The sequence below is a fragment of the Streptomyces sp. NPDC060205 genome, from assembly GCF_042728395.1.
Classification (GTDB): domain Bacteria; phylum Actinomycetota; class Actinomycetes; order Streptomycetales; family Streptomycetaceae; genus Streptomyces.
Genome location: NZ_JBHWZP010000327.1, coordinates 1 through 10,039, shown reverse-complemented (window position 1 = coordinate 10,039; position 10,039 = coordinate 1). Strand labels below are relative to the sequence as shown.

General features: G+C 71.7%; 9 protein-coding genes and 1 pseudogene. 6 read left to right on the top strand and 4 right to left on the bottom strand.

Annotated features, from left to right (window positions below):
• Positions 1-123: 123 nt before the first annotated feature.
• Positions 124-537, bottom strand: coding sequence for an organic hydroperoxide resistance protein (locus tag ACFWGJ_RS36365; protein WP_387333149.1), 414 nt, complete (start codon positions 535-537; stop codon positions 124-126).
• Between the two features lie 126 nt (positions 538-663).
• Between ACFWGJ_RS36365 and ACFWGJ_RS36360 the strand changes: the two genes are divergently transcribed.
• Positions 664-1,152 (top strand): MarR family winged helix-turn-helix transcriptional regulator, encoded by a 489-nt coding sequence (locus ACFWGJ_RS36360; RefSeq protein WP_387333147.1) that lies wholly within the window; start codon positions 664-666, stop codon positions 1,150-1,152.
• Here ACFWGJ_RS36360 and ACFWGJ_RS36355 read toward each other — a convergent pair.
• Complete coding sequence (locus ACFWGJ_RS36355; protein WP_387333151.1) at positions 1,100-2,752, bottom strand: hypothetical protein; 1,653 nt, start codon at positions 2,750-2,752, stop codon at positions 1,100-1,102. The genes ACFWGJ_RS36360 and ACFWGJ_RS36355 overlap by 53 nt on opposite strands.
• 180 nt (positions 2,753-2,932) lie before the next feature.
• Here ACFWGJ_RS36355 and ACFWGJ_RS36350 point away from each other — a divergent pair, with 180 nt between their 5' ends.
• From ACFWGJ_RS36350 to galE, 3 genes are all read left to right on the top strand, one after another.
• Positions 2,933-4,201 (top strand): glycosyltransferase 87 family protein, encoded by a 1,269-nt coding sequence (locus ACFWGJ_RS36350; RefSeq protein ID WP_387333145.1) that lies wholly within the window; start codon positions 2,933-2,935, stop codon positions 4,199-4,201.
• Positions 4,202-4,254: 53 nt separating this feature from the next.
• Entirely contained in the window at positions 4,255-5,880 is a 1,626-nt protein-coding gene (locus tag ACFWGJ_RS36345) for a glycosyltransferase family 2 protein (RefSeq protein WP_387333143.1), read from the top strand.
• A gap of 63 nt (positions 5,881-5,943) precedes the next feature.
• Complete coding sequence (gene galE / locus ACFWGJ_RS36340; RefSeq protein ID WP_387333141.1) at positions 5,944-6,924, top strand: UDP-glucose 4-epimerase GalE; 981 nt, start codon at positions 5,944-5,946, stop codon at positions 6,922-6,924.
• A gap of 91 nt (positions 6,925-7,015) precedes the next feature.
• Here the strand turns inward: galE and ACFWGJ_RS36335 are convergent, their stop codons facing one another.
• The gene (locus ACFWGJ_RS36335; protein ID WP_055517933.1) at positions 7,016-7,237 is read right to left on the bottom strand and encodes a hypothetical protein; all 222 of its coding nucleotides are present in this window, start codon (positions 7,235-7,237) and stop codon (positions 7,016-7,018) included.
• Positions 7,238-7,389: 152 nt separating this feature from the next.
• Entirely contained in the window at positions 7,390-8,073 is a 684-nt protein-coding gene (locus tag ACFWGJ_RS36330) for a TetR/AcrR family transcriptional regulator (RefSeq protein ID WP_387333139.1), read from the bottom strand.
• A gap of 201 nt (positions 8,074-8,274) precedes the next feature.
• Here ACFWGJ_RS36330 and ACFWGJ_RS36325 point away from each other — a divergent pair, with 201 nt between their 5' ends.
• Together ACFWGJ_RS36325 and ACFWGJ_RS36320 are read left to right on the top strand one after the other, a co-directional pair.
• Complete coding sequence (locus ACFWGJ_RS36325; protein ID WP_387333137.1) at positions 8,275-9,207, top strand: ABC transporter permease; 933 nt, start codon at positions 8,275-8,277, stop codon at positions 9,205-9,207.
• Positions 9,200-10,034 (top strand): annotated as a pseudogene (locus tag ACFWGJ_RS36320) (ABC transporter ATP-binding protein). Before ACFWGJ_RS36325 ends, ACFWGJ_RS36320 begins: the two are co-directional and overlap by 8 nt.
• Positions 10,035-10,039 lie beyond the last annotated feature (5 nt).

The following is a 10,039-nucleotide window of genomic DNA, read 5'->3' as shown; positions in this document are numbered from 1 at the left end:
CCCCTAGGTACCTCGGTACCTAGGGGCGCGGGGAACTGCGCAATCGTTCAGGCCCGCCCCCACCGGCCCGCAGGGCAGGTTCTTCCAGGGACGGGAAGGGGAAGGGGCGGCGGGGGCGAAAAACTACTCGACGACCAGCTCGACCGGCACGTTCCCCCGCGTGGCGTTCGAGTAAGGGCACACCTGGTGCGCCTGCTCGACCAGCTTCCGCCCAGTGGCCGCGTCAACAGACTCCGGCAGCTCCACCCGCAGGGTGACCTTGAGGGCAAACCCTTCCCCCTGCTTGCCGATCCCCACCTCCGCCGTCACCGCGGCGTCACTGACATCGACCTTCGCCGAACGCCCCACAAGAGCGAGCGCACTGGCGAAACACGCCGAGTACCCGGCGGCGAACAGCTGCTCGGGGTTCGTCCCCTGTCCGTTGCCGCCCATCTCCGTCGGAATGCCGAGCTGTAGGTCGAGCTGCCCGTCGGAGCTGTAGGCGCGGCCGTCACGGCCGTGGGTGGCGGTGGCTACGGCGGTGTAGATCGCGTCCATGGAAACCATCCCTCTCAAAGGTTCGGATCGGGCCCGCGGCCTCAGTTCCCGGCCGCCGACAACCACAAGTAGAGCACACAATTAAATTGTGCACAACTAAATGACGCACCGAGGTACCCTGGAGGCATGACCACGACGCCCGTGTCCGAGGACCCCGAGCACGACTTCCTCCGCCTCGACCAGCAGATCTGCTTCTCCCTGAACGCCGCCTCGCGCGCCTTCGGGAGCCTGTACCGCGTCGTGCTGAAGGATCTCGGGCTCACCTATCCCCAGTACCTGGTCATGCTCGTGCTGTGGGAGCACGGCGACCTGCCCGTGAAGAAGGTCGGCGAGCACCTGCGGCTCGACTCCGGGACGCTGTCGCCCCTCCTGAAGCGACTGGAGACGGCTGGTCTCGTACGCCGTGAGCGCAGCGCCCTGGACGAGCGGTCCGTGGTGGTCGGGCTCACCGGCGAGGGCGCGGCCCTGCGCGAGCCGGCGCTGCGCGTACCGCGCCGGATCGCCGCCGCGACGGGCTTCGAGCTGGCCGAGATCAACGACCTGCGGACCCGGCTCGACCGCCTCACGGGCGCGCTGGACGCGGCGGCGCTGGAGGAGACCCCGGGCTGCGAGTGACCCCGGCCGCGCCCGCCGCCGCGGACCTGCGCACATAGAGCCGCATGACCGACGCCTTGCGCACGTACTCGGCCCGCGGCACGAACTCGCCCTTCAGCAGGGCGAGTTTGACCTGTTCGGCGGGGGCAGGCGGATACCAGCCGGGCCGCAGCGCGTACGGCTCGGCGACCACCCACACGCGGTCGAGCCCGTCGAGCCGGCGGCGCAGTTCGGCGGGGCCGACCTCACGCCCGTAGAGAGTGCCGGAGACGGGCCCGGGTTCGCGCAGCGCGATGTCCGCCGCACCGCGAAAACCCTTCGGGTACGCCACCGCCGCACGCCTCGCCAGCGCCGGCAGGAAGAGCACGGGGTCGCCGTGGCTCATCCGCCGGGCCGCCGCGGCCGAGACGGCGGCGAGGTCGTCGGGGCGCCGGGCGGGATCCCGGTCCGCGCGCAGGACGGGCAACTGCGCGACGAAGGCGAGCGCGACACCGAACACGCCGAGACACGTGACGGCGTGGGCGTGGACGTATCGCGGTGTCCGGCGGCCGTACAGCCGGGCCGTCGCCCCGGCCAGCCGGTCCGCGCCCGCCGCCGCCAGCAGGGGTGCGCCCGCGAGCGCGTACAGCACATAGCGGTCGTCGAAGAGCGGCCAGTGACGCGAGACGGCGAGGAGGATCGCGGGCGGCACGAGCAGCAGCGGAAGCGCGACCGCGGGCAGGGAGAGCTCACCGCGGCGGGCGAACGGTCCGCGCAGGGCGAGGACGATCAGCAGCAGATACGGGCCGAGGACGAGCGGGGTCGGCCCCGCGAACGACCGCACGAGCCCTTCGACGGCCCCGCCTCCGGGAGCCCTGAGCCACGCGACCTGCCCCGCCTGCCCATGGGAGACCGCCCCCAGCGGAACGACCACCACGAGAACCACACCCGCGACGGCCCGCCCCCACCCCCACCACACAGCCCGGGCCACCCGCCCGAGCCCCAACGAGCCCGCATGCGCGAACAGAACCAGCACGGCCATCTCATGCAGCAGAACAGTGAGGCCGACAACCCCTCCATAAAGACCCCAGCACCACCCCCCACCAGGGGCGCGGGAAACGGCGCGACAAGCCCCCACACACCCACACCCAACACACGACCGCCACCACCCCCCACCAGGGGCGCGGGGAACGGCGCGACAAGCCCCCACCGACCCGCACCCGACACACACACCCGAGCCCGAGCCCCCCGCCCGCAAGAGCAACAACGTAGACCCCGCCACCCCGGCGGCGACCAGCGCATAAGACCGCCCCTCCTGCGCGAAATGCCCCACCATCGGCGTCACCGCGTACAGCAGCCCCGCCCACAACCCCACCCGCGGCCGCGCGAGCCGCACCCCCAGCGCCGCCACGAGAGCCGCCGTCACGGCCGCCGCGCACAGCGAGGGCAGGCGCAACGCGACCTCGCCGGGACGGACGGCAAGGACGGGATGCATGAGCAGGTAGTAGAGCCCGTGCACCGCGTCCACGGAGTGCAGCAGCTGCCAGATCTGCGGCAGCGACCGCCGCGCCACCTGGAAGGTGACCGCCTCGTCACGCCACATCCCGCCGCGGTCGATCCCCCACAGCCCGATCACCAACATGACGGCCCCGGGCACCACGACGGCACCGACACCGGCGACACCGAAGCCGAAGCCGGAACCGACAGCACCCCTCGAACACTTGACGGTCATGCGGCAGATCTTGTGCTAATAGCTGACCTTTGCAGCTGATTGACTCGTCATCAGCCGGTATAAGCCACCTTGCGGCTTACGATCCCCCGGATGACCCCCAGGAAGAAGTCCTGCAAGAAGCTCCTGACCCTCGCCGCGACCTGGTCGGCCACCCGCGCCCTGATGCTCTGGCTGCTCTCCCAGGACGGCCGCACCCCGCTCGGTGTCGGCGGCGTCGCCCGCGAGGTGCACGAGCTGTACGCCCGCTGGTACGGCGTCCTCGCCACCGGCACGTTCCCCTCCGGGGATCGCCTGTGGCAGTACCCGCCGGGCGCGGGCCCCGTCCTGCTGTCCCCCGGCCTGCTGCCGGGACTGACGTATTTCGAGGCGTTCGTGGCCCTCACGCTGGCCACCGACCTCCTGGTCACCGTCGTCCTCGCGCGCGCGGGCACCCGCCCCGGCCGCAGTCTGCGCGGCGCGGCCCTGTGGACGGCGGCCCTGCCCCTGCTCCTGCACATCCCGCTCGCACGCTACGACGTGCAGGTCACCGCCTTCGCCGTCGTCTCCCTGCTGGCGTTGTCGCACTCCACGCGCGCGTGCGGCGCGTTCGCCGCGCTGGGCGCCCTGGTGAAGGTGTGGCCCGCGCTGACGCTGATCGGCACGCCCCGGGGCCGTACGACGAAGGAGGCGTGGACGTCGGCGGCCGTCACCGCGGGCGTGCTGCTGCTGACGCTCGCCGCCCTGTTCCGCGACCCGTTCGACTTCCTGCGCCAGCAGAGCGGCCGGGGCGTGCAGATCGAGTCGCTCGGCGGCACGGCCCTGTCCTTCGCGCACCACGCGGGCTGGCCGGGCCGGGTGGGCTACCGGTACGGCGCGATGGAGTTCACCGGCCCGTACGTCACCTCGGTCGCCGCGGTGTCGCTCGCGCTCACCGTCGCGGCCTTCGGCGCCCTGCTGCTGTGGCGGTTGCGCGCGCGGCACTGGACGCCGGCGACCCCCTACGACGCCGCGCTCGGCGCCGTGCTCCTGTTCACGGTGACGAGCCGGGTCATCAGTCCGCAGTACCTGGTGTGGCTGATCGGTCTGGCCGCCGTGTGCCTGACCTCCCGGCACACCACGCAGCGCCCGGTCGCGGTGCTGGTCGCCGCGGCCGCCGCGGTCAGCTCCCTCGCGTACCCCGTCCTGTACGACGACGTCGTGGCCTGCACCTGGACGGGCACCCTGCTGATGCTGGTCCGCAACGGCCTGCTGGTGACGGCCGCCGGGCTCTCCTTCCGCCGCCTGTGGAGGGCCGCGACCCCGCCGGCCGTCCCGCGGGAACCCCTGCCCACCACGCGCCCTGTCCCCCATGAGACAGTGAGTGCCGTAAATACCTCTTAACGGAAAATAGCTAACACTTCCCACCATTCCGTCCCATGGAGGCCCTGCACGTCATGCGAGCCAGAACTCCCCGTCCGTCGCAGGTCAGCGTCATCGTCATCGGCTACGACGACGCCGCCCATGTGGGGGACGCGGTCCGCTCGGCGCTGGCGCAGGGACCCGCGGTCCGTGAGGTGATCGCCGTGGACGACTGCTCGACGGACGGCAGCGCACACCTCCTGGACCGCCTCGCGCTGGACGAGCCGCGCCTGAGGGTCGTGCACCGCGAGGTCAACAGCGGCGGCTGCGGGAGCCCGCGCAACGACGGCATCGACGCCGCCACGGCTCCGTACGTGATGTTCCTCGACAGCGACGACGTCCTGCCGCCGGGCGCGGTGGACGCCCTGCTGACGGCGGCCGGCGGGCGCGGTACGGAGGTCGCCGCGGGCCTGTGCGTGCGCCGCGAACTGCCCTCCGGCCGCGAGGTCCGCTGGCAGCCCGAGCTGTACGCGGGGGCCGCCCTGGTGACCCGCCCCTCGCGGCGCGTCCGCCTGGTCCACGACACGCTGTGCGTCAACAAGCTGTACCGCGCCGACTTCCTGCGCGGGCACGGCATCCGCTTCCCCGAAGGGCGCTTCCCCTACGAGGACTTCGTCTTCACCGCGCGGGTGCTCGCCGCCCGTCCGCGTATCGCGCTGATCCCGGACACGGTCTACGTCTGGCACGTGCGCCGCACCGCCGAACACCTGTCGATCTCGCTGGACAGGTCGGGCGTTGACAACTGGCGCGCCAGGATCACCGCCCACGCCCTTGCGTACGACATCCTCCTCGCCGCCGGTGAGAAACGGCTGGCCCGGGCGTCCCGCGCGCGGTTCCTCGACCACGCGCTGCGGATGTACGTGCGCGAGCTGGATCTGCGCGGGGCCGGCTACCGGCGTGAGTGGTGGGCCCTCACGCGCGCCTACCTCGCGACGTTCGACGCGGCCGACTTCGCGCTGGCCCCGGCGCCGGGCAGGGTGATCGCCCAGGTGGTGCTGGCCTCCGAAAAACCGCGCGACCTGATCCGCGTCAAGGAGGTCGCGGCGCGTCCGGCCCGGCTGCGGCCCCCGTACGCGCGGGCGAAGGACGGTACGCCGGTCTGGTCGGCAGACCTGCCCCACGTGACCCTGGAACACCTCCTGCACCGGCCCGTACGCGTCCTGCCGGTGGCCGTCGACGCGGAACTGCGGCCCCGCGCGCGCGGCACCCGGCTGCGGCTGCGCCTGCACGAGCTGTACGGGCGGATGGCGGACGCGGCACCGGCCACCGTGGACGCCGAGTTCGTGCACCGGGGGGACGGCCGCACGGGTCTGACGCTCACCGCGCGCTTCCACGCGGACGACATCGGCTCCGACTCCATCGGCTCCGGCACCGACTCCTGGACGGCCGAGGCGCCGGCCGACCTCGCGGCGCTCGGCTCCGGCACCTGGGACCTGCGGCTGTGCCTGCGCTTCCACGACGGGACGACCCGCGAGACCACCGCGCACGCGAGCACGGGACCCGGCCTGCTGCGCCGGACGGTGCTGCCGAGCGCCCGGCACGGGGTCCTGCTCGTCCAGCCGTACGCGACCCACGCGGGCTCGCTCGCCCTGCGGATCGAACCGGGCCTGCGGGGGACGGCGGCCGTGCTGGGCCGCAGGCTGAGGCGTTTGCTTCACTGATCCGTGTCCGCACCATGAGGGACACTCGGACAGGCACGAGGACACACGAGGGGACGGCCGTAGATGACCTGGCTGATCACCGGCGGCGCCGGCTACATCGGGGCGCACGTCGTCCGCGCGATGACCGAGGCGGACGAACGGACCGTGGTGTACGACGACCTGTCCACCGGGATCTCCGAGCGCGTCCCGGACGGGGTGCCGCTCGTCGTCGGCTCGACCCTGGACGGGGAGCGGGTCGCGCGGGCGCTGAAGGACCACGCCATCACCGGTGTGGTGCACCTGGCGGCGAAGAAGCAGGTGGGCGAGTCGGTGGACCTGCCCCTGCACTACTACCGCGAGAACGTCGAGGGGCTGCGCGTGCTGCTGCAGGCGGTCACGGCCGCCGCGGTGCCGTCCTTCGTGTTCTCGTCCTCGGCCGCGGTGTACGGCATGCCCGACGTCGACCTCGTGACCGAGGAGACGCCCTGTGTGCCGATCAACCCGTACGGGGAGACCAAGCTCGCCGGGGAGTGGCTGGTGCGGGCCACGGGCCGCGCGCACGGTCTGTCGACGGCCTGTCTGCGCTACTTCAACGTGGCGGGCGCGGCGGCGCCGGAACTGGCCGACGTGGGTGTCTTCAACATCGTGCCGATGGTCTTCGAGAAGCTGACGGCGGGCGAGCCGCCGCGGATCTTCGGCGACGACTACGCGACCCCGGACGGCACCTGCGTACGCGACTACATCCACGTCGTCGACCTGGCGGACGCCCATGTGGCGGCGGCGAGGCGGCTGGCAGCGGCCCCCGGCACCGCGCTGACCCTCGACATCGGCCGCGGCGAGGGAGTCTCGGTCCGCCGGATGATCGACCGCATCAACGAGCTCACCGGTCACACGCTCGCGCCCACGGTGACCCCGCGCCGGCCCGGCGACCCGGCCCGGGTCGTCGCCTCCGCCGAACGCGTCGCCGCGGAGCTCGCCTGGAAGGCGAAGTACGGCCTCGACGACATGATCACGTCGGCCTGGGAGGGCTGGCTACGACTCCACCCGCAGGCACGCCGGACCTAGGAACTGCCGCAGCGCCGCGCGGCTGTGAAACGCACTCGCCGCGGGCCGGAGGTGGTCCTGGGCCGCGGCGAGGGTGCTCTGACGGGATCCGTCAGAGCTTGTCCATACGGGTGTAGGGGCTGACGATACGGGCCTGGCGGGAGCCGAAGTCGACGAGCATCGCGATGCCCTCCTCGACGCCGACAATCCTGCCCAGGCCGAACTGGTCGTGCGTCACACGGTCACCGAGGGCGAAGTGCTTGGCGACCGGGACAACCGGAGCTTTGAAGGGACTGGTGGACAGGTGGCGCCGGGGCGCGGATGGCTTCGTCATCGTGTTTCCAGTATGCGCCCCCGGAGGCCCCGAGAGTGAGGCGTGGATGACAACGATCCGGTCGCTGCGGGGCTGGAGCGCCTCCTGGGAGAGGCCCGGAGCAGGGCGGCGGACGTCGCCGAACCGCAGGTGGAACGGCCGTCTCCGGTCCCTCACAGCGCCTTGAGAGCCGCCGCCGTGGCCCGGGTCAAGCGCTCCAGATATCCCTTCGGCGGCTTTGGGCCACGGATCACCACGGCGCGCCAGTACAGCGGTCCGGACATCAGGTCGAGAGCCAGTTCGCCGTCGACGTCCGCCCGGATCTCACCGCGCGCGCGGGCCGCCTCGACGATGCCGTTCGCGACGCCCGCCTGCCCCTCGCGCAGTGCCTTCTGCAGGGCCTCGGCGATCTCCGGATTGCGGGCCGCCTCGGCCTGAAGATCCGGGATGACCTGCGAGGCCACAGGGTGACGCAGGGCGCGTGAGGTGACCTCGTACAGCAGGCGCAGGTCGCCCTCCAGGGTGCCCGTGTCGGGCGCGGGCAGCCCTTGCACGGCGATCGCGGAGACCAGGTCGAGCACCAGGTGCAGCTTGGAGCGCCACCGGCGGTACACGGCGGTCTTGCCGACGCCCGCGCGGCGCGCGATCCCCTCGATGGACATGCGCGCGTATCCGACGGCGGCGAGTTCCCCGAAGACGGCGGCGCGGATCGCCTCCGTGACGTCCTCCCGGAGGACGGCCGCCCCGGCGGGGGCCCGGCGGCGCGGCTGCGGCTTCGCCTCCGGCTCCGGCCGCGGCGGCAACTCCGGCTGCTGAGGGCTCTGGGCTGCTCCGTCGGCGTCGGCGTTCGTCGTCATGCGTCCCAGCATAGAGGCGTGACGACGAAACGGTTGCGTTCCGACGCCGGATCGGCCTACGCTCACGTGACGACGATACGGTCCCGTCCCGACGTAAAGCCGTCGCCAATCGCAGCTCAACCGCAGGTAAAGAGCCCTCAAGGGCTCCCGCGCACGTCCCTTCCTCCCTCTCCGCCCCTCCCCCGAGTGAAAGCAGCGGATGTGAGTCAGGTCCTCGACACACCGTCCTCGGCGACCCCGCCCCCGGCGCCGGTCCTGCCCGACGACGACCCCGCGGCACTCGCCGCCCGCCACGGCCTCACCGTCAGCGGCGCACGGCCCACCCTGCCCGCGTACGTCCGTCAGTTGTGGGCGCGCCGGCACTTCATCACCGCGTTCGCCACGGCCAAGCTCACCGCCCAGTACAGCCAGGCGAAGCTCGGCCAGGTCTGGCAGGTGGCCACCCCGCTGCTGAACGCGGCGGTCTACTACTTCATCTTCGGCGTCCTGATGGGCACCAGCCGGGGCGTACCGGACTACGTTCCGTTCCTGGTCACGGGCGTGTTCGTGTGGACGTTCACACAGAGCTCGATCATGGCGGGCACCCGGGCGATCTCCGGCAGCCTCGGCCTCGTCCGCGCCCTGCACTTCCCGCGGGCCGCGCTCCCGGTGTCGTACGCGCTGCAACAGCTTCAGCAGCTGCTGTTCTCGATGGCCGCGCTGTTCGTGATCCTGCTCTGCTTCGGTGTGCCCGTCGGCGTGTCCTGGCTGCTGGCCGTGCCGACGCTGGCACTTCAGTTCGTGTTCAACGCGGGCGTGGCGATGATCGTGGCCCGGCTGGGCGCCCGGACCCCGGACATCGCCCAGCTGATGCCGTTCCTGCTGCGGACCTGGATGTACGTCTCCGGTGTCATGTGGAGCATCGACCGGGTGCTCAGCGGCCACCCGGACATGCCGCGGATCGTGCTGCTCGCCCTCCAGTGCAACCCGGCCGCCGTCTACATCGACCTCATGCGGTTCGCGCTGATCGACTCGTTCCACGCGAGCCAGCTCCCCCACCACGTGTGGGCTCTCGCGGTCGGCTGGGCGCTGCTCGCCGGCGTCGGCGGGTTCATCTACTTCTGGAAGGCTGAGGAGACGTACGGCCGTGGCTGAACAGAACGCAGTTGCCGAACAGAGCGCAGTCACCGACGGAGCCGACCGCCGGATCCCCACCGTCGTCGCCGACCGCGTCGACATCGTCTACCGGGTCAACGGCACGGGAGTGGGGCGGGGCAGCGCGACCGCCGCGCTCAACCGCATCCTGCGCGGGAAGAAGTCCGAACAGGCCTCGGGCGTGCGCAAGGTGCACGCCGTCAGGTCCGTCTCCTTCACCGCGTACCGGGGTGAGGCGATCGGCCTGATCGGCACGAACGGTTCGGGCAAGTCCACCCTGCTCAAGGCCGTCGCGGGCCTGCTGCCCGTCGAGCACGGCCGCATCTACACGGACGGCCAGCCCTCCCTGCTCGGCGTCAACGCCGCGCTGATGAACGATCTCACCGGCGAACGCAACGTCTACCTCGGCGGGCTCGCGATGGGCATGTCGCGGGAGCAGGTACGCGAGCGCTACCAGGAGATCGTCGACTTCTCCGGGATCAACGAGAAGGGCGACTTCATCACCCTGCCGATGCGCACGTACTCCTCCGGGATGGCCGCGCGGCTGCGGTTCTCCATCGCCGCCGCCAAGGACCACGACGTGCTGATGATCGACGAGGCCCTCGCGACGGGGGATCGCTCCTTCCAGAAGCGCTCCGAAGCCCGGATCCGCGAGCTGCGGAAGAGTGCGGGCACGGTTTTTCTTGTGAGCCACAACAACAAGTCGATCCGGGACACGTGTGATCGGGTGCTGTGGCTCGAACGGGGGGGAACTCCGTTTGGACGGTCCCACGGAGGAAGTCCTCAAGGAGTACGAGAAGTTCACGGGGGGTGGGGGGAAGGGGTAGTTCGG